We start from the raw sequence: 24596 nt of genomic DNA, 5'->3' as shown, positions 1-24596 counted from the left end.
GTGCAAAGCAAAAAATTAACCGTTTTGACATTCAGTTTAATCAGCTATGCGCAAATTGGAGTAGGTCGATTTCATCAGGATTTTGTGGTTTTTTGGCGCTAGAGAGTCCGATTATGCAGGCGGACACAGATTGGTAAGTGGCTCTTAGTCTCTGGGCATTTTCCTCGCAGCGCACTAGAATTAGGTGTTTTCGCAGCATATCGGCTGAGGGTTAAGTCTTGTTAGAACCGAGATAAAAGTAAATCACATCACTATGAGTGCACTTTAAGGCATGGTTCTTCAAGGCATAGTGCTTTGAGTCAGGCTCGGTTAAGCCTATATAGGGTTAGTTATGGCAAGCGTTGAAACAAACCACAGAAATACAAAGGAATTGAGATGGCTAAGTTAACAAATAAGATGATAAGTAATCGATTGGGTTTCAAATGGTATTGTGCCGCAGGCGTGATGGTTAGCGCGTTAAGTGCGGGAGTAATGGCGGCTAACGCACCTTCTTTTGACTGCACGAAAGTGAATGCTGGCAGTATTGAAGACATGGTCTGTAAGGATGCGGGGCTGAACCAACTTGATAATCAGTTAGCTAAGGTTTATAGCCAAGCGCTTGAAAAAGCGAAGAATGAACAACCTCCTACTTTAAAGGCGATGCAACGTGGTTGGGTGAAAGGCCGTAATGAATGCTGGAAGAGCGACGATAAGCACGCGTGTATTGAATCTAGCTATCAAACCCGCATTGCCGAACTGCAGGCACAATATCGTTTAGTCGACATGACCGGCCCAGTGTTTTATGCCTGTGACGGCAATCCAGCTAACGAAGTAGTGGTGACTTATTTTAAAACCGAACCTGCCACCCTGATTGCTGAACATGGTGATAGTACTTCATTAATGTTTGTGCAACCCAGCGGCAGCGGCGCTAAGTATCAAGGCCGCAATGAAAGCCTATGGGAACATCAAGGCGAAGCTAAAGTAGTTTGGGGCTACGAAGCACCAGAAATGACCTGTAAACTGGTGACTAAATAGGATTGATTTAAGGTCGCCATGAAACAAGCTCTCGTGCATATCGCCTTAGTCGTAAGAGATTACGACGAGGCGATTGATTTTTATGTGAATAAATTAAAATTCGAATTAGTTGAAGACACTTATCAAGCCGAGCAAGATAAGCGCTGGGTCGTTGTTGCCCCACCGGGTTCTAAGGGCGCGTCTATCTTGTTAGCGCGGGCGTCTAAACCTGAGCAGTTCGATTTTATCGGTAATCAGGCGGGTGGTCGGGTGTTTTTATTTTTAAATACCGATGACTTTTGGCGTGATTATCGCCGTATGGTCGCCGATGGCGTGGAGTTTGCGCGCGAGCCGCAAGAACAAGACTATGGCATAGTCGCTGTGTTTAAAGATCTCTACGGTAACTTATGGGATTTACTGCAATTGAATGATGAGCATCCTATGGCACACAGGTTAGCGTATCGGGAGTGAGGATTAGAAATTAACCCCTAATCCTAAGGTGTAGCTGGTATCTCTCGTATTGCCTATCACTGTTTTAGTGTCATTGAAGTCATATTTAAATGACAAATAAATCCGCTGAGTTAGCAGATATTTAAGTCCTACTGTCGAGTTTGAGATGTAATCAATCGAAGGCATATCTGGGAAGGCAATTTGCAGATCGGCATAGGACTCTAAAATGCCACCAAACCAATATTGTTTATAGTTAAGTGAGGCCGCCCAAGCATTTAGTTCTAGTTTAAAGGACTGTTGTTCAAGCCAAAAATGGTTGTAGGTTACGACGAAGTCTAATTTATCGCGTCCAGCACCCCAAAAGCGATAACCAGGACCGAGCGCTGCATAATAGCTATGGCTATCGATGCCGAGTTTATCTTCTTCATAAAAATCTTCCTGACGTAACAGCCAATGCTCATTGAGTAGATAGTCTAATGAATAATGTCCTTCGAGGGTGTTGCGCTTAGTCACGTCATCTTCGGTTTCGTAGCGCACTTCGGTCTTGAGATTATGTCGCCATTGCAAGGTTTCCGCTGTGATATCGCCTTTGATATGTAGCTTCTGACTATTTTTCTTGTTTTTGGTGACATCAAGTGTGGTTTCTACACTACCGTTAAAATTCCAATCTGAGTTTGCATAGTGCTGCGAGAATCTCAACTCACTCACGGGAGTGTGCTGGTTATTAATTAATACCATGCCATGTTCATTAGAGGCTTGAATTCTTATGTCCTGTATGGAACGACTGACACTCCAAGGTCTAGTATCTGTGACTTCGAGGCTGAGAATGGCACTGCGTTGAATGGTAATTTTAGGGGTATAACTGGTGTTGATGATGAGATTTTGATCGTTAAACTCTTTAATTTCACCGCTAATTTTATCGCCATTGAGCAAAAAAACTGTGTCGGCATAACACAAGGGGCTGACACTACAGAGCGTAGCAACAAGGTACAATGCTGGATTGGATATCAGATTATGCATCTTGCTTGTGGGCTCAAAATAAGGGGAGAGTAAGTGTTGTCATTCTACTCGAACACAGGCTCTACAAAGCAATAACATTTGATAAAAGTGTTGATAAGGGATTGAAAACGGGTTCGCAATCCCTTACTTCTTTGCCAGTTAGCGTGAGTTAATTTCGGTTATTTTGAGATTAATGAGCTGCTTCTGCCATTGGGATTTATCTATGCCTTCGACCCAAATGACGCTGCTTTTACGCTGTTCGCCTTTGCGTAGATAGGTCTCAGGCATGCGGAAAATGGCTTCCCACACTTCGAGTTTTTCGGTTTTGAGCAAAGTACCATTATCGGCGAAGAAGCTAGCTTCAACTTCAACTAAGGTAACGTGTTCATTGCTGGTGCTGGCGAGATCGAAGCTGAGTCCGAGTTTGTCGCCTTTCCATTGACCTTCAGCAAAGCTGACTTTGATCCCATCTTTTGCCGTTGAGCCTAATAGCTCAGGTTGGGTAATCGCAGTGGCGGTCAATGTGGTGACTGGCGCAGCAACAGTTTGAGTGGTAACTGCGGCACTTGGGACACTGGCAATATTGCTCGATGCACTTGCTACGGCTGTAGCGGCTAAGGCATTGGGCGCGGCTTTGGTTTCAGTGATCACGTATTCCCAGGTAAAGTCGTCTTTGAGCCTGACTTGGGCGCCATTTTCTAGGGTGATATTGGCTACGTCGGCCGCCATAACCGATGATGTTAGCAATAACAATGAGCTAAGTGCGCTAAGGCGTAATGAAGTGTGCATTAATTTTCTGGCTCCGATATCCGTCTGAGTCAATATTCTGCCCTAACATAAACAATTTGCCGCATGTTAGTCACTGTCTAAGTCGTGTTTTGATGAATAAAGTGGATTAAAGGCGAGATTTTAACGCTAGTACAGATTGAGCTAGCTGACTGTGGCACTATTAGATAGGTGTACATGAGCGGTATGCTCAATGAATAAAGTAACAGGAGATTAAGATGCAGATGAAACATGGAATTTATGGCTTAGTGATTGGATTGGCATTTAGCACTGTCACTTTGGCTGCTGAAGCACCGAAAGTGGGTTGCGCGGCGAAATTAGATGCTATTGGTGCCGAACTTGCCCAAGCAAAAGCGGCAGGTAATAAGCATAAAGTCGCGGGACTTGAAAAGGCCTATGACGAAGTTTCAACCCATTGCGACGATGACAGTTTATATGCCGAGCGCGTCGCTAAAGTTGAGGCCTTAGAGGAAAAACTCACTGAGCGCCAAAACGAATTGGCCAAAGCCATAGAAGAAGGTCGTTCTATGGATAAAATCAACAAGAAACGCAATAAAGTCGCCGAAGTCGAGGCTGAACTTGCTAAGGCGCGAGCCGAGCTAACGCAATAAATAGCTCAAGCCCAATCGCTAGGAGCTTAGCCCGCGTAACCTATGCTTAAAATAGTGGATTCTGTGCTGGAGTTATAACCGGCACTCAGTATGAAGTGCTCAGTGATTCGATATCTTAGCCCAGCTTCTGCGCCCCAACGGGTTGTTTTATCTTCTTCCCATGTGGGTTTGCCATCGACAATTTTGGGTGAAATGTTATTCGTGTAAGACACTGTGCTGATATAGCCACTGCCGCCGGCATAAAAGCTTAAATCTGCCGTTAAGCTGTAGCTTAAGCCTAAGCGGAAGAGGCTTTCTTGGCGATAGGATTCCGCGGGTTCTGGCACGATAATATCGGTTTCACGACTGCGGGCATAGCCTAGGTAATAACCCCATTGTTGGTAATTATTATCGAAATGATAGGGGGCGATTGTAATGCCATAGAGATTATCTGTGGCGGGAATATAATCGAGCATAAGGGCGATATAGGGTGCATTGGCAGTTTCGTCTGATTTATCTGGCCTAACTAATTGCTTAGAAGTGCTATATTCGGCCGCTTGAAGCGGTTGGCATAGGCTCAGGAGTCTAATGCTCAGACAGGCTAGCGTATATGAATGACGACACATGGGATGGTTTCCTTAGGGGTAGGGGAAATATTGTTCATTTTCCTGTGTGCGGGGTCAATTCAAAATGCTAAAATCTCTTTTAAAATAAGTGTTTGTAAATATTTTGTGTTTTGATTTGAGTGTTTTCTAGGGTGACATTTAACCGAGGTCAACTCGGCAGTTACCTTTGTATGGGTTTGTTGCGCTAGCGCCTACGTTGGAGTGAAATTGTGGATCAGGAAATAAGGCTCGAAATTTCGGCATGGTTAGCGGGCTTTGGGATTGATAGCCAACCCTCTGATGGAATATCGACCACAGTTATGGTCATTGCTTGCTTACTGTTAGCGAGCATCGCTTATTTTATTGTCCGACGCGTGGTGATTCGTGCGGTGAATATGGTAATCCTGCGCTCTAAGGCGACGTGGGACGATGTATTCATGCGTTATAAGGTACTTGAAAAGCTGGCCATGCTTGTGCCCGCTATCGTACTTAATCTATTGGTGCCAATCGCGCTGACTGAGCATCCACTGTTAAGCGGGCTAGTCGACCGATTACTGAGTATTTGGTTAGTGGTGCTGATTATCCGCGCTATGTATGCAGGTATGGATGCGGTTGATGAAATTTCAGATGTGAATCTGGTGAGTCGGCGCTTGCCTGTTAAGAGTTTCGTACAGTTAACTAAGCTATTTTTATTCTTTGTTGGGATTATCGTTTCTATCTCAATCTTGGCCGATCAATCACCTGTGTACTTCCTCAGCGGCTTAGGTGTGGCAACGGGTTTTGTGATGTTAGTGTTCCGCGACACTATCTTAGGTTTTGTGGCGGGCATTCAGTTAGCGGCTAACCGTATGGTGAGTAAAGGCGACTGGATCCAGATGGATAAATACGGCGCCGACGGTGCGGTAGAAGAAGTCTCGCTGACCACGGTGAAAGTGCGCAACTGGGACAAAACCATCACTATGATCCCTGCTTATGCCTTAGTGTCGGATGCGTTTCGCAACTGGCGGGGTATGTCTGAGTCGGGCGGTCGCAGGATCAAACGCGCGATCAATATCGATATCAACAGCATAAAGTTTTTGACCGAGGAAGAGCGCGAACGTCTCAGTAAGATCAATTGCTTAAAAGAATATTTCCCCGCAAAAATAAACGAAATTCGTGAGTCGAATGCCAGAGTGTCGGATCTCGATATGAAAGTGAACGGCCGCCATTTGACTAACGTCGGCACTTTCCGCGCTTATCTGCAGGAATACCTACAGCGTCACGATAAAGTCCACAAGGATATGACCTTAATGGTTCGCCAATTAGCGCCGACCACAGAGGGTCTACCGATCGAGATTTATATCTTCACTAACGACACTCGCTGGGCATTTTATGAAGCGATACAAGCGGATATCTTCGACCATGTTTTTGCAATATTGCCTGAGTTTGGTCTGCAGGCGTTCCAAGCGCCAACAGGCAATGATATTCGCAGTTTAAAGTCGGTTAAGGTCGACTAGTTTGATGACTGTTGATTTAGTTTCGAGAGACAAGAATCGCGGCTAAGGTGATAAATACACCGCCGCTGGTTCTGTCAAACCAATGCAGCTTGTTGCTCGCCTTTAGGCTGGGCGCAAGTACATTGGCCATGCAGGCATAAATCATCACAAAGCTAAAATCCACCACGGCCCAAGTGACGGCAAGAATGGTCAGTTGCGGTAATTGCGGCGCGGCAAGATTGATAAATTGCGGAAATAACGCGGCAAAAAACAGTAAATCCTTCGGATTACTGATCCCCACTAGAAACGCCTGCTTATAAAGCTGCGCAGGCGTACCTTTGCCCTCTGACGGGCTAACTTCAAGGGCTTGAGCTTGGTTTTTCGTCAATAACAGCTTAATACCTAAAAATACTAAATAGGCCGCGCCGCACCATTTGAGCAGGGTAAAACCGTATTCTGAGGCGCTAATAATCGCCCCCAGTCCTGCCGCTGACGCCATCATTAAGATTAAAGCGGCGCTAACACTGCCAAGGCCTGTGGCTATGCTGCGCATCTTGCCGAAGTGGATCCCATGGGACATAGACAACATAGCGATAGGACCGGGTGAAATCCCAATCAATACAATGGCAAATAAATAGAGTAACCAGGTTTCGGGTTGCATATTTGCTGCTCTAAATGGAATAAATGTTAATATTTGGCACTCGCTATAAAATCAGGGATCACCTTGGGATGACGGCCTTTAATGGTGCGATAGAAGCTCAAAATCTCTTGCATGTCGGTCACGATATCGTCACTGGGTTGCAGTGGTGTGCGGATAACGACAGTGCGGCGGCTAAAATCTAAGCCAACGGGTGTAATGGGTACTTGGGCCTTGCTGGCGATATGATAAAAGCCGCACTTCCAGCGCGTCACTGGGCCGCGGGTGCCTTGTGGCGCTAGCGCTAACTTGTAATCGGATTTTGACTCAAACAGCTGCACGGCGGCATCGACTAAGTTGTTGTTCTTGCGCCGATCCACCGGACTGCCGCCAATGGCGCGGAAAAACCAGCCCCAAGGCGGGATAAAGAGTTGGTGTTTGCCGAGAAAGTGAATGCGGATACCTAGGGCGCCACGGGCTAAAATGCCGACAATGAAGTCCCAGTTACTAGTGTGCGGTGCAACTATGATGATGTATTTAGCACAGTCGGGCAGTTGGCCTTCTATCTGCCAGCCTGAAGTGTTAAGTAGCCAACGGCAAAGTGGTGTAAACATAGTTCGGTGCCCAGAGTCGAAAAATTAATAATATCATCAGCTTTTTTAGATTTTAAACTGGCTTAAACAAGATAGTCTGTACTGAATTCGCGATATACCCAAACAACCTCAAGATGCAGAATTCAGCGGTAATTGAACGCATTTTAGGCAAGGCGGCTATTTGCGGACCTAGTGGACTAAGTTAAAAATAGCCAACACGGCATAAAATGCGTTAAAACCCGCCGGGACGGAGCGCCTAGGGCACCCCACTTCCGTGTTGCATCAATTCAAAAGGTGGTCGACATTCTTTCATTGAAGCGCCTTGAATTGGTGTACCCTAGACGCTCTGAAACTCGTATCTTGAGGTAGCTTGGGTATAATACAGTTTAACCTGATTGATTGTGGGGGAACGATACTATGTTGAAAAATGGACTATTAAACAAGGTTATCTGGCAGCGTGTTTTTGCGGCGCTGTTACTCTTGCTGACTTGTCATGTTAATGCGGTGCCGACGGATGAAATTACGCAGATGCTCAAAGGCCAAGAAGACGCCTGGAATCGCGGCGATCTCGATGCTTATATGCAAGGCTATTGGAAGAGTGATCAACTGCGTTTTGTCTCTAATGGTAAGTTTCGTTTTGGCTGGGAAGAAACTCTCGCTGCCTATAAGAAAAATTATCCAAATAAAGAAGCGCTTGGTGAACTGAAGTTCACTATCAAAGAAATAAAAATGCTCAGTAATTACGCCGCTATGGTTGTTGGGCGCTGGGATTTACGGCGGATAAAAGATGCCCCAACGGGCGTGTTTACTCTGTTGATTGAAAAAATCGACGATCGTTGGGTGATCACTATGGACCACAGTTCAGACTAAACCGTGTCCTTTACACTCAGTGCTGCACAGCAGTTCAAATTAGATTTGCGATAATAAACAGTCTGGTTTGGTGGGCGGCTCGGCAGGCAGAGTTAAATGGAAATCCTGCTGTCCAAGCTGTCTACCTTTGCCATCGTATCTCACTTCGGTGAAATGCATACCGCCCTCAGCATCTTCAAGCAGAATGCTGGTGGAGCGGGTGCCATAGTCGGGGTGACGAATATAAATCGCAGCTAAACGCCGTTCCCACTCGATCCCTACTCCCGTATTAGGCAGCTCATTATCTTGCGGCTGGGAATCGTCTTTCATTAGTTGTAACAGTACTTGCACTTCTATACTGCTGGACTGGCTGATTGCCGCTTCTAACGCCTGCTGTCCCTTCGCCATTTTCGGCCAAATATCATCGAGTGCACCATTGCTAATGGCATGAAATCCATCGGCAAGTTTTACTGTGTCTTTATTGATACTGTTAAAACAATATAAGTCAGTACCTTGGCCGAAGATGAGATTGAACGGCTGATAATTGTCGCTATGTTCAACGAGCCAATTAGGGCACACGAGCGACCCTGAGTTGAGCGTCATAGTAATCAGCTCGCCACGACTACGCATGGCTTCAGGGTTCTTTTGCGGAACGCGCAGATTGGTTACGCCAGCGATTTGTCCTTGTTTATTGATACCAAACCAAGTGCCACCGGCCTGCAGATCTTTACCCGCGAGTATGTTTTCTTCCGGCGGCCAAAAATGCGCTGGCGCAGTTGGTCTATGATGAAACTCATCGCGGTTGGCACAGATGATTAAGGGATACTTAGGATGGGCATTAATGGCGACAAAGAGTATGCACATAGCAGGCTAAATTAATCCAAAGGTAGATTAACTTAGCCTGTCTGCTCACAAATGAACAGCGTTAGTGGTGCGAGTGCTTATCCGTTTTTGCGTGTTCATGTGCATGTTTATCGGCACTAGGCGCCACAACAGGTTTCTGCTCGTCAGTGTGCGAAGCGCTAGATTCGTGAGTATGTGTATTCTCGTGGGAATGGCTATGCGCATGAGCTGCCGGTTTGCTAAGCATTAAGCGGCGTAAAAATTTACGTGGACCTAAGCGCAGTAAGCTGGCGGCAAACACCCCGGAGAGGATCAGTAGAGCAATTAAGTTCACGACTTCAGGCAAGGTAAATAAGGAGAACCATAGTGGCAAGCGTAATGCTGCGGCTAAGCTCAGCGCAATAATACTCAGTAATATCGCCCTTTGCGTCCATGTCATTAACTTAAGCTGAGCTATGTTGAGCACAGGTGCTGCAATCAGCGGCATCATAATCGCAATAGGACTCCAGCCACTATAAGCCAGTGCAAGAGCGAGTACGGCGGCGCCTAAGTTGCAGAAACGCATTGGTAAAAATACAAGCAATAGCACAACAACCTGTAGCAATGGATTGCTTAAGGGCATTGAAGGGTGGCCAATTAAATTCACTAATACTAGGCTGAGTAAAATCCAAGGTGCACTGCGATCGACTAAATGAGCAAAGCCGAAACGCAGTGAATTGCTGGGTAATTTAGTGTGTGGATCGGTAATGGTGACGTTAGCATGGCTTAAATACGCACTCAGAATAAACACTACAAGCAATTGGAATAACGCTAACCAAGGACCGAGAAGTAGAGCTGTGATCACTAAGGCTTCAGGCCCAGCTAAGCGTTGGAACCAGCGACGGGCTAAACTGCTATCCTGCGGCGTCAAACCTAATTTAAAGCGCAGCGCAGCCGCACCATAGCTCAGCAGCAACACGGGTGCGAGCTTTAATAGCCAAGTCATTAATTGCTCTGTGCTGTGATCATGGTGGGCATGTTCGTGGCCGTGGCCGCCTGAATCCATTAATAGCAACATCACGAGTAAGCCGATGCCGAGCAAACTACCTATGCCAGCTTGGTATTCATATTTGCCTTGCGTATCACTTTCATGCTGACCATGGGGTTGATGTAGTACCACATGCAGAATTGTGCCTGTAATAAAGGCTTGTAAGTAGACAGTGTCATCGATATTTAAATAAGGAAGTAGTTGCTCACCGGCGAAATAGCCTATGCCTGTAAATAGCATCTGGGCTGCAAAGATCATAAGTGTCCAACGTGTTCCAAGATGGGGTTTAAGTATCCACCATACTGCAAAACCGACGGGTAATTGGTGGAGTATGACACCAAGAGCTAGCAGAATGGAGTTATCGTCTTGCTGCGCCAAAACCATAGCGGTGCCATCGGTGATGGTATGCAGTAATAAGCCACCAATACCCAAGAAAAGCGTAAAATTATGGGTGACTTCTGAATAACGGTGAAATAGGCGTTCGCTGGCGGTAGGCCCCCAGATGCCGAGGAGTACAAAGACGATCGCAAGCATGCCACCATGCTCGAGTAATTCTGGCAAGATGTGGATCAGCACTAATCCGCCTAATGAGACGAATATAAAACCATCGAGCCCCTTTTGTAAGCCACTACTCGATGAGAAGTAGCGATAAAACAGAGGGCCAATTAAGAGTGCGATACAGCTAGCAAGAAGATAGAGCATGGATTCCACGGAAAATTTGCTGAAAAAACGCCATAGTATACCAGCTGTAAAGCAAAGTGAGCAGTGACTTGCAGGCAATTTACTCAACTGACATTTTATACTGTGTTTTGAAGGGGAGAATTTTATTCACTTTGGCCATTCTGCGGAGAAATTTTCAGATCTAACTCGAGAAAAGGTACTATACCCAAGCTACCTGAAGATACGAGTTTCAGAGCGGCCACCTTTTGAATTGTTGCAACACGGAAGTGGAGCTCCCTAGGCGCTCCGTTCCGGCGGGTTGTAACGTACTTTATGCCGTGTTGGTTATTTTTAACTTAGCCCACTAGGTCCGCAAATAACCGCCTTGCCTAAAGTGCGTTACATTCCCGCTGAATTCTGCATCTTCAGATTGTTTGGGTATATAATATCGGCTTATGTTGGCTTGGGTGTTGATACGTTAAATGGATATATTCTCTGCTGCGGTAATGTTGTTTCTGATCATGGACCCTTTGGGTAATTTGCCGATTTTCGCATCGATTCTGCGACATATCGATCCCAAGAAACGTCGTAAGGTACTGATCCGCGAATTACTTTTCGCCTTAGTGATCATGCTGTCTTTTCTTTATGCGGGTGAAGCAATTTTAAGTTTCTTAAATCTTCGTTCCGAATCTGTGAGTATTGCAGGCGGTATTATTCTGTTTTTGATCGCGATTAAGATGATTTTCCCCCAACCCGGTGGTGTCGTTGGATTAGCCGCGGGAGAAGAGCCTTTTATCGTGCCTATGGCTATTCCCTTGATGGCTGGCCCATCGATTCTTGCAGCCTTGATTTTACTGGCGCATACCGATAGCTCACGTATGGGCGATTGGACCATAGCGTTAGTGTCAGCTTGGGGGGCGAGTGCGGTGATCTTAATGTTTTATAAACTTTTCACCCGTGTGCTGGGGGAAAAGGGGCTCACAGCAGTCGAACGTTTGATGGGTATGGTGCTGGTCATGATCTCAGTGCAAATGTTCCTCGACGGTATTTCAAACTATCTGAAAACCGCTGGCTAACTTTATCTAGTTTGATCAAAACGAAACCGTATTAACGTTGTTAATGCGGTTTTTTTATGGCTGAGATTTGGCTTGGAATTGAGTCAGCACAGAGGTTTGCTGAATATTTGCTGACAAAAGTGCAAATCTTACCTGCGAACAGGTGTATCAAGTTGTTACTGAGGTGCAGTGCTGCTAATGTCAAAAACTCTGTCTCTATCACTTGAAGGCAGATAAACCCTGAGTAGGTTACTAATTAAAGGTAATTTGTCTTAATACAAAGAGACACTAGTCTTAATAAATAGAATGGCGTTGGCTGTTACAGAAGGATGTTAAAAATGCGAAGTACAAAAGGCGTAACAGCGTTTGGACTGATGTTGGCATTGATTAGCGGCGCGAGTATTGCAGCTCCGAATCATACACCTGCAGATGCGGGTGTGATTAATAAAGATCGAATTTTATATTGGTTGATTAAGCGTGGCGAAGTGGCCGCCGATGCCAGTGATAGCGTAAAGCAGGAGGCGATAGAAGCTTATATTCATCGCGCCACTTTGGCACAACCTAAAGCGCCACGCATCGAAGTTGAAGCTGAACATGCGCGTCTACAAAGAGCTAAATCATCGCAAATGATGCGCTCACCTGCACAGCGTTTACAGGCCGATGCGGATGTAAAGAAAACCGTTAAAGTGCTCACAGTATTAGTGGATTTTGCTGATCTAAAACATGATGACAATGGCTTAAAAGCGGGAGATACAGACATGTATTACCCGAGTTATCCTGCGTCCCACTACAAGGAATTACTCTTTTCGCCTACGGGCTTCAAAGGTCCACAGGGGCAGACGTTAGATTCGGGGTATCAATATTATCAAGCGGTTTCTGGGCAAACCTTCTCCTTTACTGGGGATGTGAAGGGCTGGTATACCGCCTCGCAAAATGCTGAATACTATGGTGCTAATGATCCAGATACCCGTAGTGATTCACAGGTCGAACAATTGGTCAAAGAAGCCGTATCTCAAGCTGTTGCAAATATGTCTGAAGCAGAGCTGGCTAGCTATGATATTGAAGACCAAAATGATTTGAACAGTAACGGTATTTACGATGAGCCCGATGGCATTATCGACCATGTGATGATTTTCCACTCTAGCGTAGGCGAAGAGGTCGGTGGCGGAAAACTAGGTGAAAGTGCGATATGGTCGCATCGATATTATGTCGACCAAGCAACCAATGGTTATGCGCTTACTGGTACCAACAAAAAAGTATTCGGTTATACCATTCAGCCTATCGATGCGGCAACGGGCGTGTGTACCCACGAGTTTGGCCATGATCTAGGTCTGCCTGATGAGTACGATACCTCTGAAAATGATAAGAAAGACGGTTCGCCTGTGGGGCTATGGTCTTTAATGTCTGGTGGTAGTTGGGCTGGTGCTATTCCTGGCGCTCAGCCGAGTGGTTTTAGTCCTTATGCTCGATCTTATCTACAGAAAAGATACAAAGGTAAGTGGTTAAATGAACGTGAAATTTCCTTAGATAGCATTCCCAAATCAGGCATGGAAGTGACGTTGAATGAGGCGGTTAATCATCAGGCGGTTAATCAGATCTCTATTCCACTTCCTCCAACGCTAATTCCTTTTAAAACACCTTATCAGGGCAGTTATCAGTACTATTCTGGCCAAGGAAATATGCTGAATAACAGCATGATTTTTAATGTTAAATTACCTGCCGTAACCACAGATAAACTGATTCTGAGTATGAAGGCCAGTTGGAGTATTGAACTTGACTTTGACTACATGCAGGTGAAAGTGGATGGTGCGGCCATTGCGGGTAATTACACTAAGTCGAACAATGGGATAAATAGCGCTCGTCATATCATCACTGGTGAATCGTCTGCGCTTGCTCAGGCGGAAGGTCGTGATGCTTGGGTAACATTAGAATATGATTTATCAGCATATTCTGGAAAATCTGTTGCTGTTGAGTTCAACTATGTCACCGATGATTTAACCTCTAAGTCAGGGATCGCTATTGATAACATCAGCGTTAAACAAAATACCACTGAGTTATATAGTGATAACGCTGAAGTCGCGGATAAAATGACGTTTTACGGCTATAGCCGGATTAAGGATTCTCGTCCGGATCCCAAATCTCAGTCTCGTTATATTATCCAGCTGCGTAGCCATAATGGTGTCGATGCGGGTTTGAAAGCAAAAAGCTTTGATCCCGGAGTTTTACTCTGGTTAGAAAATTTTAGCTACAGTGACAATAACGTTTCAGACCATGCTGGCCATGGCTTGATTGGCGTGATTGATGCTGACCAAAATATGATTGGCACTCGCTCTACCGACGTGCAAATTCGTGATGCGGCCTTTAGTACAGTAAATCAAACCTTCTATTTGGAGGACAATCATCGCGATGCTGTCAGCCTGTTCGATGACAGCTTAGATTACAGCGCGCCACTACAGCCACAGTCAGGTATGGTGTTGCAGCAGCTGGGGTTGACAATGCAGGTACTATCTCAAGCCAGCAATAATGGTACTGCGGTCATTCGTCTTGCGAATGCGAACTCTGATGCTATAGCGCCGTTAACTGTCAGTTTTACTAATACTGTCAACCAATTAGCAGTAAGCTTCACCAGCAACATTGGTGGCGGTATGGGAGTATTAACCTACGCTTGGGATTTTGGTGATGGCACGACAAGCACTGTCACGGCGCCAACCCATACCTATGCGAAGGCGGGCACTTATACTGTGAAGCTTACAGTGACAGATGCGCAAAATACTAAGGCGATTAGCAGTTCGACGGTAACGGTTGTTGCACCTGTTACGCCTCCAGTAACTCCGCCGGCCAGTGAGAGTTCAGGTGGCGGCAGCTTAGGTTGGTTAAGCCTTACCTTCCTTAGCTTATTGACTTGGCGCCGCCAGTTAAATGTGCACTAAGTTGATTGTTTGAAACCCGAACAAAAATGCCTCTGATCTAGAGGCATTTTTTATCTGTCTTGAGGCTAAATTCTGACTAAGCTTTGGGTGAAATCTAAAGTTTACAACTGACGGATAGCTTGCTCGGCCGCTGGCAGAAAGATTTCGCTGACGATCATTTCATGCTCACCGTGATGGAAATAGCGGCGGCGTCCCCAGAGTGCATGTTCGACACTTTGATCTAAACTTTCAGCTAAGTGGCCAAGGCGACTACAGGTTTCGAAACTGGCCACTTCGATTCTACCGGGGATGAAGTTATCTTGGCTAAACAGTAATTCACCTAAGGGGCGAGTACCCAAACTAAGGAAATCCATTTTGCGCTCGGCCATTAATTTTTCAGGGATCAAGGTTCTGGCAAATACCCAAGGTATCGAGTCGAGGCAAAGCAAGACTTCACGGATCCATACAGCACCTTGCTGGGGATATTCGCCCTCTAAGGGAGCATGCAGTCCTTCGCCTAGTATCTTTACTTCAAATTGAGCACAGCAAGTTTTGAGTTTTTGCGTTAGGCTGCCAGTGGCAAGCAACCATTCTTTCAAGGGCGATTTGGGGAGTTTGTCGGCTAGATCGGCTGAAAACCACTGAATAGATTCACCATAGGGAAAGCTTAAGCTAGTCACATTCATTAAATACTCGTTACAATATAAACAAACGTCGGCAGTCTAGCATGTCGCGACGCGAGCATATATACCCAAGCTACTTCCAGATACGGATACTGCATCTTCAGGTTGTTTGGCTATATAGATTGGGAAGTTTCTTCCATTACCATTATTGTTTTAGGGAGCCGTAAGCCGCTATGAAAAAATTACTCTCAGTCTGTCTGATCCTGTTTACCAGTGTTTTCAGTGTTTATGCGGCCGATGAAAAAGAAGCAGCACCTGCTGCAGCAACCCCACCTACGGGTGAGTATGCCTACTATGGTTTCGAACCCGAAATTGTCACTAACTATATTTCTAATCGCAAGAAATTGGGTTTTGTGAAGATTAGCGTTGAGTTAATGGTAAAGAGTCCAGATGATCTAGTGACAATTGAGCTCCATAATCCATTATTGCGAGCCGCAATTGTTGAAGTGTTAGGCAATCAATCGGAAGAGAAGATTAAGTCGCTCACGGGTCGTGAAGAGATTCGTCGTGAGTGCTTTGAAATGGTCAACAACTTGATCACCAAAGAAGCTGGCAAACCCTTGATCGTAAACTTATTGTTTACCTCTTATCTGTACGATTAATTTACTGCCCCATTCCATGGGCTGACTCAGGTCGGCCCATTGCGTTACAAGAGCTATTATGTCAAAACCTGCCGTGAAACCCGTCCAATTAGTGACTGCGAAACGCCTAACGAGTACAGCCAACATTGGTCATGCAAAAACTAAAGCACCAAAGCAGGCTAGAACTGAGGTGAAAGGCAAAGCCAAGTCGGTCAAAAACAGGCCTAGTGCTGAGATTAAAAAAGCTTTACATCCTCGAAATGTACACTTGAACGGCTATGATTTTCCGGCGCTGATGAGTTCATTCCCTAAGCTAAAAGCCTTTGTTCGACCCACGCCTTATGGGGCTTTATCGGTCGATTTTGCCGATCCGTTAGCAGTTAAAATCCTTAATGCGGCGCTACTGAAATATCATTATGGGATTGAGTCTTGGGATATTCCTGATGGAGCGTTATGTCCTCCTATTCCCGGTCGAGTCGATTATTTACATTATTTAGCAGACCTTCTAGCCGAAGGCGATGATGTATTTGCTTTGGATAAAACTAGGGTATTAGATATCGGCACTGGCGCGAACGGTATTTATCCCATATTGGGTTGCCAAGTATACGGTTGGCAATTTGTCGCCTCGGATATTAATGCCGGTTCACTCAGTAATGTGCAGAGTATTATTGAGCAAAACCCATTGCTGCAAGGGCAGATAAGTTTACGATTACAGCCAGATGACAAGGCGGTCTTCAAGGGAATCATTCAAGCCGGAGAACGTTTTGAGTTAACCCTGTGCAATCCGCCATTTCATGCCTCTATGGCTGAGGCGAGCGAAGGTACAAAGCGTAAGGTGAATAATCTGCAGCTCAATCGAGGTGGCTTGGTCAAGTCTTCCCCTAAGCTGAATTTCGGCGGTCAAGCGGCTGAGCTTTGGTGCCAAGGTGGTGAACGACAGTTTCTAGCGACTATGATCCGTGAGAGCCAAATGGTTGCAGATCAATGCTTATGGTTTACCAGTCTAGTGTCGAAGAAGGAAAACCTGAAACCTTGTTATCAAGCCTTAGCGCAGTTGAAAGTCGATACTGTGAAAACGATTGAGATGCAGCAGGGTAATAAAATTACGCGGGTTTTAGCGTGGAGCTTCCAGTCAGCAGCTAAGCGCACAATCTGGCGCGGTGAACACTTAGCCCGTTAAGGCTTTTGGGTATGACCCAATTAAGTACTGTTAACAAAACAGGCGCCAATAGCGCCTGTTTTTATTAAAGGTAAAAATAGCCACTGTTACTGCGGCTTTTCTTCCTTATGCTCGCGACGGAATAACGCCCACTCTTCAATTGCTTCACCGCTGGGTAAGGTGCAGATCCCATGTTCACCTTCGGCGGTTTTCTCAATTGTTAATTTGCCACCAATGGAGACACAATACTCAGAGGCGGGATTGGCTATTTTTGCTTGTTCAGTATCACTGCATCCGACTAATACCACACTCGCCAGAAGTGGAGCAGTAACAAGCAGGAATTTGATTTTCATAGACACTCCTTGGTGAGTTATTTTCGCCCTAAAATCCGCAGGATCCGTAGGAACAAGTTGATGATATCCATATACAAAGCAGCGGCGCTATCGATAGCATTATCTATGGTTTTAGGAATTTGATTCGCTCGTCCCCAGTCATAACCAATATAACCGCAGAAAATCAGCACGACTATCCAATCTAAAATGCCGTGGTGAGTATTAAAGATAAACACTTCAATCAGTTCGACGACGATAACGAGCAATAAAGCAATCGTGAGTGCGCCGGAAATTTTTTGGAAAAAGGCGGGGAAGAGTGTGCCTAAACACATCATGGCTATGGTCACTAGCCCTGTGATACGAATGGCTTCGGTCACCAATTCGGGATCGTATTGACTAACCACCATATTGATAATTAAGCCGAAAGGTACGACTACAAAGTTGTAGCCAATAAAACTGACAACGGGATTAGTCGATTTTTGGAATAGATAAATCCCAAAGAAACAGGAGGCGAAATAGCCGATAAAGAAAATCCAAGGATTAACATTGGCAATCGCCTCTGGGTCGATATTGGTGACCATCCAATAGTTAACGGCAAAACCCCAAATCAGCGTGAGGCCGATAACGAGGTTGTAAATACCTGCGCCAACTATTGGGTCGTCTGTGGTCATGCGGTCAAATACACTGTTTTCCGAATCCATATGTTTTCCTTGTGATTTCCTTATTTTAACGGGCCATTAAGCGTCATCAGTGTTGGGCTATATGACGGCAAATTAAGCGGTGGCAATTAAGCTAGTGTAAATAAAGCCGTTTTTCAAGTGAGAACAACCTAAGCCTCTTCAGTGTCACAAACACTGCAGCGGGCTTGTTTCGGTAACTTCATCTCGCGAAACTCCATCGTCATCGCATCGATCATCAAAATGCGTCCCGCTAAGGTTTTACCCATGCCAGTGATCACTTTGATGGCTTCAACCGCCTGCAAACAACCTATCATGCCGACGACAGGGGCTAGGATACCCGATTCAACGCAGCTCAGTTGTTGCTCGCCAAATAGGGCGCTAAAGCAATGATAACAAGGCGTTTCGCTGTGATAATCGAACACAGTGACCATGCCTTCCATCCGAATTGCCGCGGCAGACACTAAGGGCACTTTATGCTTAAAACAGCTGAGATTAAGTTGCTCGCGCACACTGACATTATCGGTGCAGTCGAGCACTAGATTGTGATCGGCGACAAGGGCGTCAATCTCATAATCATCTAATACGGCATTGATAATATTGATCTTAATAAAGGGATTGAGCTGCATGAGGCTCTGTTTAGCCGATTCGACTTTAGGCTGGCCGACATTAGCATCTTGATGCAGCACTTGGCGCTGCAGGTTGGATAATTCAACTGTATCAAAATCGACCAGTGTCAGTTCACCAATACCCGCAACCGTGAGGTACTGGCTGGCGGCACAGCCCAAACCGCCAGCGCCTATCATCAGCACTTTGGCTTGTTTTAAGCGTTCTTGACCGTCGATATCCATAGCCTTGATGGATATTTGGCGGCTGTATCTTAAGAGTTCGCTGTCGCTGAGAATATCTTTTGGCACATTCATTGGGATTTTCCTAGCAAAGCACGCTGTTAAATGGCTCGACAGTCACTTGGGTGCCAGCGGAAGTATCACCTTGGAATTGCTCCAATAAAACGAAACAGTTTGCTAAGCTCATCGAAGTCAACATGCCAGAACCTTGGCTACCAGTAATGGCAACTTCAAGTTTACCTTGTGCATTACGGCTTAAAATGCCCCGTTGATATTCGACGCGGCCCGGTTGTTTACGCACAGGCGTGGTGAGCGTAGCGTCTAACATCAAAGGTGCAACTGGGGTTAACCCCTGCATCTTGTTCAGTATTGGCCAAACGAGTTTGTAAAACGTCACCATAGAAGACACGGGATTCCCCGGTAAACCACAGAATATCGCTTTGCCGATACGGCCCATGGCAAAGGGCTTGCCTGGTTTGATGGCGAGTTTCCAGAAGGTAATTTTGCCTTCCTCATCAAGAATTTGTTTAGTGAAATCCGCTTCACCGACCGACACGCCACCCGAGGTTAATACCATGTCGGCTTGGCTGGCCGCATGGCGAAATGCCTGACGTATGGCTTCAGGATCATCGGCTATTACGCCTAAATCGAGCCATTCCACGTTAGCGCGGCTGAGTAAGCCTTGGATCGAGTAACGGTTTGAATCGTAAATTTGTCCTAGGGCTAATTCGCTGCCAACGGGACGCAGTTCATCGCCTGTGGAGAAAAAGGCCACTTTAAGCTGACGATAAACTCGCACTTGGCTAACACCAATCGTGGCCAACACCCCGAGTTCGGCGGCACCAATTTGAATGCCAGCACTGAGCACTTTAGTGCCTTGGGTGAGTTCTTCACCGCGGCAACGCACATTGGCGCCTTGCGCCCTAGGGTGGCGGATATGAATAATCTCTCCTTCAACCTCGGCTTCTTCCTGCATTTGCACTGTGTCATAACCTGTAGGCACAGGCGCGCCTGTCATGATCCGCACGCAGGTATTAGGTTTGGCTTCACCTTTAAAACCATGGCCGGCGAAGGAACTGCCGATAAGGCGCAATGCGGTCTGATTGGTTTGCGTATTTAAGTCGACAAAACGGAAGGCGTAGCCGTCCATAGAGGAGTTGTTAAAGGGCGGCAGGTCGATGCAGGAAGCTAAATCTTCTGCTAGGACGCGGCCAAGGGCATGGGGAAGCAATACGACTTCGGTGTCTGACACTGGGCTAACTTGCTCGAGCAAAAGGGGAATAGCTTGATCTGGATGCATTAAGCTAGGTTGCGAACAAGGATCGGCTGTTACGGACATTAGGGTCTGCCTTATATGCAATGGGTCGTAATGACGCTGAATGAATTTCCACCTGATTATGACTGGCTATTATGCCACGCTGATCTGGGATGGCTATGATTTGCATGTGAGTTTCTGTGATAGGCCAGTCAGTTTTTTCTGCCACTTTGGGCGATAACCTCGCTAGAAGTCATACAATTTACTGCGCTAATTCGAGGGTTGAACGCGAGTCGATGAACAAATGAAAATCATTTTTATCAATGAATCATTAACTTAGCAAGAAATCCAAAGGTAAATTTTGTTGCTTTTGTCGACCCCCTTGATGACAATGTCCCCCATGATTCAGTTCGAATGCAAAAGAGGATTTACTATGCTGTCTGCAACTATGATCGAAAAGTTGAATGAACAAATTAATATGGAGTTCTTCTCCTCAAATTTATACCTGCAAATGAGTGCGTGGTGTGAAGATCAGGGATTTGAAGGCGCAGCTAAGTTTATGCGTGAGCACGCGGATGAAGAAATGGGCCATATGCGTCGTCTGTTCACGTATGTGAGTGAAACCGGTGGCTTACCTTTGTTAGGTGCGATTGCGGCGCCACAGTCACAGTTCGATTCTTTACTGACATTGTTTGAATTAACCTATGAGCATGAGCAACTGATTACCCGTCAGATCAATGCCTTGGCCCATGCCGCATTTTCGAATCAAGATTACTCAACCTTTAACTTCTTACAATGGTATGTCGCTGAGCAGCACGAAGAAGAAAAGCTGTTTAAGTCGATTGTCGATAAGATACGTTTAGTGGGCGAAGATGGTAAGGCTCTGTTCTTTATAGATAAAGATTTAGCTAAGCTAGCCTCTAAGGGTGGCGAAAGCATAATGAACGGTCAAGGCCAACCACAGGCTTAAACCCGTTTTATTTGCCACAAAAAAAGCAGCCTAGGCTGCTTTTTTGTTCTTTATCGTTTTATTTTTTATAAGCTTAGATATTCACGCATTTATCTTGATAGCCATCATTCAACAGCGCTGTGTGCTTGATGCGTAGCAAGGGAGTGATCTCGTTAAAGGGGAGCGGTTTGGAGATCAAATACCCTTGAGCGAAGTGACAACCTAAATCTCGTAGGAAGTGCCACTGTGCTTCGGTTTCTATGCCTTCAGCAACTAACTCCATTTCTAGGCTTTGCCCCATCATGACAATCGCTTTGACTAAGTTGGCGTTCGAGTTATTTTCGAGGGCATTTTCCACAAAGCTGCGGTCGATTTTAATCACTGAAATTGGGAATTTTTTCAGATAACTCAGGGAAGAATAACCCGTACCAAAGTCATCGATATAGATTTGCGAGCCTAAATGACGAATAGACTCGAGCGTGCTCAAGCAATGGCTGGCATCGCCCATCAGCATGCTTTCAGTGATCTCAATATGCACATTTCGTGGGTTAACGTGGTGGCGGTTGAAGCACTCTTGCAACACTTGGTCGAACCCCATACCGCGTGTATTGATACATTGGCGGCTGGAAACATTAATCGCGACATTGATATTTAAGCCACTTTTCTGCCATTGCCTCAGGTCATGCATGGCTTGGTTGAGCACCCATTCGCCCATAGGCTCTATCAATCCAGTCTCTTCGGCTAATGGGATAAATTGATCCGGCGGGATCAACCCAAGCTCGGGATCTTGCCAGCGGATAAGGGCTTCGACGCTGCAGACACTTCCGGTTTGCATATCCACGATAGGTTGATAATGCAGGGCAAATTCATTTTGTGCCACGGCACGGCGTAGACGTTGTTCTAACTCCATCCGGGCGAACATGGCTTGATTCATACCCGCGGTGAAGTATTTAAAATTGTTCCGTCCCGCATCTTTGGCTTGATACATGGCGGTTTCGGTATTGCGGGTGAGTGAGCCAGTATCTAACCCATCTTCGGGATAGACGCCAATACCAAAGCTGGCCGAAATCTGGATCTCGCGGTCATTTAAGTTAAATGGCATACCTAAGGTTTCAATGATTCGGGTTGCCATGTGTTCTATGGCGAGTTCGTTAGTCAGCCGTGGCAAGATAAGCACAAACTCGTCGCCACCGATACGTGCGATAAAATCGGTTTTCCCCGCAATGCCTTCTAAGCGCTTTGCGACATCTTTAAGTAATAAGTCTCCAGTGGCATGGCCTTGTACATCATTGATATATTTGAATTGATCCAAATCAATCAGCAAGATAGCCAGCTTGCGAGAGTCATGCTGCGCCACATGGATTTCGTGCTGTAGTCGTTCATTGAACAGCTTACGATTAGGCAGCCCAGTTAACCCATCGAAGTTGGCCTGATACCAAAGATCCTGCTCATATTGCTTACGCTTACTGATATCCATAAATAAACCAATATGTTGGATTATTTTACCTTGCTCATTTCGCACCACAGTGATCGCTAGATACTCGGGATATACTTGGCCATCTTTGCGTTTATTCCAAACTTCACCCTCCCATTTGCCTTCTTTTTGTAGTGACTCCCACATGGCGGTATAAAAGTGTTTAGGATGACGGCTAGAGCTGAGTAGGGAGGGACTGCGGCCTTTTACTTCTTCCAATGAATAGCCCGTAATGTGGCAAAACGCGGGGTTGACCAGTTCAATATGGTTGTCGGCATCTGTCACCACTATGCCTTCGGCAGAATAGTCAAACACAGCTGCGGCACGGCTTAGGGCATGGTTCGCTTTTTGCCGTTCGCTAATCATACGGTTCATGGCACGGGCCATGCGGGCGAGTTCATCTGTGCCTGAGACTTGGATATTAATATTGAGCTGTGGATCTGCTGCCATTTGCTGCATGTCATTGGCAATCTTAGTGATCTTATCCATAAAATTGCGGATGATCTTTTGTCCAAGCCAAAGTGTGATGGTCGCGGTGAACAAAGCCGAGAACAAGTATAAGCCGAGTAAGATTAAGGTGTGGTTTTGTTGATATTCGCTCTGCTGCGCCATGTTCTTGGTGATATTTTGCGCCAGCAAATGTAGTTGATTGATACGCTGAGTGGTGAGATCCCACCACTCCTGGCTATCAATTGGATGTGGCGGCATTAATAGTTGGCTCATCGCTTGGCTTAATTTGTCCTCACTGGCAGGGACTTGCGCGATGGCTTTGATCTCCGTCATCGGCAAACCTTGCTGCTTCAGTTGCTGCAACTTGACCATGCTGAACTGGTATTGATTTATGCTGTCCTCAATGGTTTTGAGCGCCACCTTAAATTCGGGTAGAGAACGAGTCTCGTGACTGAGTTCATCCAAATTAAGCTGAATCGTCGCAAGTGCTGCATTAAATTTTTGCAGTGAAATCTCATCGCCCTTAAGCAAATAGTCCTGAAAACTGCCCATTAAGCCACCGTAACCTAAGTAGGCATTAATATTTTGTGCCAGAGCGCTAATGCGAGTTTGTTGTTCAATTTGCTTGCTGATTTGCAGAATGCGTTGATTTTCTGGCGAATCTTGTAGGTTTTGCAGTAAGGACCTTCTATCGGAAATTGATGCATTACTCGCGTGCATCACGGCTCGCTCATATTCATACATAAAGGAGATTATGGTGCGGTAATCATTAATATTGAGTGACTTGCTGAGCAGTAATTGATTGATGGCACTTCGTTCTTTTACGGCCAACTCCTGCACCATAAGCAGGTTCAATAGATCGGTATAGGCACGGGACTGACTGATTTCATTGGTTTGTAACTGTAATAACTGGATGAGCTGTAAAAGCTGAGTGTGGAATTGATTATAGAGTTCCGTAAACTGACTCAGTGTTTCGTCTGTGTGGTTTTGGTGAACGTTAGCGAGTTTGTTGCCTGTGAGTTTGAGCGCATCCAACAATGCATTCATTTTGTTTGCTTCAATACTTTTAGGGTCGAGCGCCTCCAGAAGATGCTCTAAAGGCTCACTGTTCAGTAATGCATCGAGTGCTTTTGACCTAGTCGCTTGTTGCTGTAATAGCACTTCATCGGTTGGTCGCTGATTTGTACTTAGACCATATTCGTTTTGCAACTGATAGAGTAGCTCAGTGATTTGTACCGTCGTTTGTACCGCAAGATGATTGTGCTTGGCTGAGTGTGATTCCTTTATCAAGTCATGCATGCGCGTCAGAATGAAAAAGCTCATCATTAATAATGGGACTAACGAAAACAGAATGAGCTTTTGCTTCAAACTGAGATGGTGTAGCGCTGACGGCATTAAAGATCACTCCACTCGTTCACCTAGGCAGAAAAAGAAAATTCAACGTAATAACGTTGAATCCGAGTTACAAATAGGACTAGGCACAGGGTGAGGATATTTAACATAGGCGGCCAGCCACCGCGACCTTTAGTTTATGGATATCTAATCTAGGTCACGAAATTAAGCAAATTGTTATATATCATGCTAAGAGACTATTTTTATTAACCTATTTTGCACCTATCAAACAAGCATTTGCTTTGTCTGTGATGTGAAGCAGTATTTCATCATTCGAAAGAATGACTTGTTTAACTTTACCTTTCATCGGTTTTTTAGTGCATTA

23 protein-coding genes are annotated in these 24596 nt (G+C 45.6%); 10 read left to right on the top strand and 13 right to left on the bottom strand.

Going from position 1 to position 24596, the window contains the following annotated elements:
* The first annotated feature begins 375 nt into the window (after window positions 1-375).
* Both L5L97_RS18090 and L5L97_RS18085 read left to right on the top strand, forming a co-directional pair.
* A complete protein-coding gene (locus L5L97_RS18090) occupies window positions 376-1014 on the top strand; it encodes an MliC family protein (RefSeq protein ID WP_131524607.1) in 639 nt (212 codons plus the stop codon).
* A gap of 18 nt (window positions 1015-1032) precedes the next feature.
* Window positions 1033-1464, top strand: a complete 432-nt coding sequence (locus tag L5L97_RS18085; RefSeq protein WP_113941252.1) for a VOC family protein — start codon at window positions 1033-1035, stop codon at window positions 1462-1464.
* Window positions 1465-1467: 3 nt separating this feature from the next.
* On the opposite strand, the gene L5L97_RS18080 is transcribed toward L5L97_RS18085, so the two are convergent.
* Complete coding sequence (locus L5L97_RS18080; protein ID WP_219251715.1) at window positions 1468-2463, bottom strand: DUF481 domain-containing protein; 996 nt, start codon at window positions 2461-2463, stop codon at window positions 1468-1470.
* A gap of 138 nt (window positions 2464-2601) precedes the next feature.
* The gene (locus tag L5L97_RS18075) at window positions 2602-3231 is read right to left on the bottom strand and encodes a DUF3157 family protein (RefSeq protein ID WP_263183224.1); all 630 of its coding nucleotides are present in this window, start codon (window positions 3229-3231) and stop codon (window positions 2602-2604) included.
* 215 nt (window positions 3232-3446) lie between these two features.
* Between L5L97_RS18075 and L5L97_RS18070 the strand changes: the two genes are divergently transcribed.
* Entirely contained in the window at window positions 3447-3839 is a 393-nt protein-coding gene (locus L5L97_RS18070) for a DUF1090 domain-containing protein (RefSeq protein ID WP_263175887.1), read from the top strand.
* 26 nt (window positions 3840-3865) lie between these two features.
* On the opposite strand, the gene L5L97_RS18065 is transcribed toward L5L97_RS18070, so the two are convergent.
* Window positions 3866-4444, bottom strand: coding sequence for an outer membrane protein (locus L5L97_RS18065; protein WP_263175886.1), 579 nt, complete (start codon window positions 4442-4444; stop codon window positions 3866-3868).
* 209 nt (window positions 4445-4653) lie between these two features.
* Between L5L97_RS18065 and L5L97_RS18060 the strand changes: the two genes are divergently transcribed.
* Window positions 4654-5919 carry a mechanosensitive ion channel family protein gene (locus L5L97_RS18060; RefSeq protein ID WP_105250962.1) on the top strand — a complete coding sequence of 422 codons (1266 nt, stop codon included), beginning with the start codon at window positions 4654-4656 and terminating at the stop codon, window positions 5917-5919.
* 16 nt (window positions 5920-5935) lie between these two features.
* Here the strand turns inward: L5L97_RS18060 and L5L97_RS18055 are convergent, their stop codons facing one another.
* Both L5L97_RS18055 and L5L97_RS18050 read right to left on the bottom strand, forming a co-directional pair.
* A complete protein-coding gene (locus tag L5L97_RS18055) occupies window positions 5936-6559 on the bottom strand; it encodes a LysE family translocator (protein WP_105250963.1) in 624 nt (207 codons plus the stop codon).
* A gap of 26 nt (window positions 6560-6585) precedes the next feature.
* Entirely contained in the window at window positions 6586-7149 is a 564-nt protein-coding gene (locus tag L5L97_RS18050) for a lysophospholipid acyltransferase family protein (RefSeq protein WP_263183222.1), read from the bottom strand.
* A gap of 396 nt (window positions 7150-7545) precedes the next feature.
* Here L5L97_RS18050 and L5L97_RS18045 point away from each other — a divergent pair, with 396 nt between their 5' ends.
* Complete coding sequence (locus L5L97_RS18045; protein WP_105250965.1) at window positions 7546-7998, top strand: YybH family protein; 453 nt, start codon at window positions 7546-7548, stop codon at window positions 7996-7998.
* 39 nt (window positions 7999-8037) lie between these two features.
* Here L5L97_RS18045 and L5L97_RS18040 read toward each other — a convergent pair whose 3' ends face one another.
* Both L5L97_RS18040 and L5L97_RS18035 read right to left on the bottom strand, forming a co-directional pair.
* Window positions 8038-8841 carry an NRDE family protein gene (locus tag L5L97_RS18040; protein ID WP_131525674.1) on the bottom strand — a complete coding sequence of 268 codons (804 nt, stop codon included), beginning with the start codon at window positions 8839-8841 and terminating at the stop codon, window positions 8038-8040.
* A 61-nt stretch (window positions 8842-8902) separates the two neighbouring features.
* On the bottom strand, window positions 8903-10549 hold the full coding sequence (locus L5L97_RS18035) for a ZIP family metal transporter (protein WP_263183220.1): 1647 nt from the start codon (window positions 10547-10549) through the stop codon (window positions 8903-8905).
* A 440-nt stretch (window positions 10550-10989) separates the two neighbouring features.
* On the opposite strand from L5L97_RS18035, the gene L5L97_RS18030 reads away from it, so the two are divergent.
* Window positions 10990-11583 (top strand): YhgN family NAAT transporter, encoded by a 594-nt coding sequence (locus tag L5L97_RS18030; RefSeq protein ID WP_011848195.1) that lies wholly within the window; start codon window positions 10990-10992, stop codon window positions 11581-11583.
* 317 nt (window positions 11584-11900) lie between these two features.
* Window positions 11901-14492, top strand: coding sequence for an immune inhibitor A domain-containing protein (locus tag L5L97_RS18025; RefSeq protein WP_263183219.1), 2592 nt, complete (start codon window positions 11901-11903; stop codon window positions 14490-14492).
* 101 nt (window positions 14493-14593) lie between these two features.
* Here L5L97_RS18025 and L5L97_RS18020 read toward each other — a convergent pair whose 3' ends face one another.
* Complete coding sequence (locus tag L5L97_RS18020) at window positions 14594-15157, bottom strand: chorismate--pyruvate lyase family protein (RefSeq protein ID WP_219251719.1); 564 nt, start codon at window positions 15155-15157, stop codon at window positions 14594-14596.
* A 170-nt stretch (window positions 15158-15327) separates the two neighbouring features.
* Here L5L97_RS18020 and L5L97_RS18015 point away from each other — a divergent pair, with 170 nt between their 5' ends.
* Window positions 15328-15756, top strand: a complete 429-nt coding sequence (locus L5L97_RS18015; RefSeq protein ID WP_105250969.1) for a flagellar basal body-associated protein FliL — start codon at window positions 15328-15330, stop codon at window positions 15754-15756.
* Between the two features lie 58 nt (window positions 15757-15814).
* Window positions 15815-16915 (top strand): 23S rRNA (adenine(1618)-N(6))-methyltransferase RlmF, encoded by a 1101-nt coding sequence (gene rlmF / locus L5L97_RS18010; protein WP_219251720.1) that lies wholly within the window; start codon window positions 15815-15817, stop codon window positions 16913-16915.
* 86 nt (window positions 16916-17001) lie between these two features.
* On the opposite strand, the gene L5L97_RS18005 is transcribed toward rlmF, so the two are convergent.
* From L5L97_RS18005 to glp, 4 genes are all read right to left on the bottom strand, one after another.
* Complete coding sequence (locus L5L97_RS18005; protein WP_263183217.1) at window positions 17002-17247, bottom strand: DUF333 domain-containing protein; 246 nt, start codon at window positions 17245-17247, stop codon at window positions 17002-17004.
* Window positions 17248-17264: 17 nt separating this feature from the next.
* Window positions 17265-17927, bottom strand: a complete 663-nt coding sequence (locus tag L5L97_RS18000; protein ID WP_113941267.1) for a Bax inhibitor-1 family protein — start codon at window positions 17925-17927, stop codon at window positions 17265-17267.
* A gap of 128 nt (window positions 17928-18055) precedes the next feature.
* Window positions 18056-18826 (bottom strand): molybdopterin-synthase adenylyltransferase MoeB, encoded by a 771-nt coding sequence (moeB, locus tag L5L97_RS17995; protein ID WP_263183215.1) that lies wholly within the window; start codon window positions 18824-18826, stop codon window positions 18056-18058.
* A 10-nt stretch (window positions 18827-18836) separates the two neighbouring features.
* Window positions 18837-20090 (bottom strand): gephyrin-like molybdotransferase Glp, encoded by a 1254-nt coding sequence (gene glp, locus L5L97_RS17990; protein WP_263183214.1) that lies wholly within the window; start codon window positions 20088-20090, stop codon window positions 18837-18839.
* A gap of 349 nt (window positions 20091-20439) precedes the next feature.
* On the opposite strand from glp, the gene ftnA reads away from it, so the two are divergent.
* The gene (gene ftnA, locus L5L97_RS17985; protein WP_113941270.1) at window positions 20440-20976 is read left to right on the top strand and encodes a non-heme ferritin; all 537 of its coding nucleotides are present in this window, start codon (window positions 20440-20442) and stop codon (window positions 20974-20976) included.
* 73 nt (window positions 20977-21049) lie between these two features.
* On the opposite strand, the gene L5L97_RS17980 is transcribed toward ftnA, so the two are convergent.
* Window positions 21050-24274: an EAL domain-containing protein gene (locus L5L97_RS17980; protein WP_263183211.1), complete on the bottom strand. Its 3225-nt coding sequence runs from the start codon at window positions 24272-24274 to the stop codon at window positions 21050-21052.
* Window positions 24275-24596 lie beyond the last annotated feature (322 nt).

Origin of the sequence: Shewanella sp. SM71, from assembly GCF_025653905.1 — a bacterium.
GTDB classification, from domain to species: Bacteria; Pseudomonadota; Gammaproteobacteria; order Enterobacterales; family Shewanellaceae; genus Shewanella; species Shewanella oncorhynchi.
The sequence above is the reverse complement of the archived record's forward strand: the minus strand, read 5'-3'. Positions and strand labels throughout refer to the sequence as shown.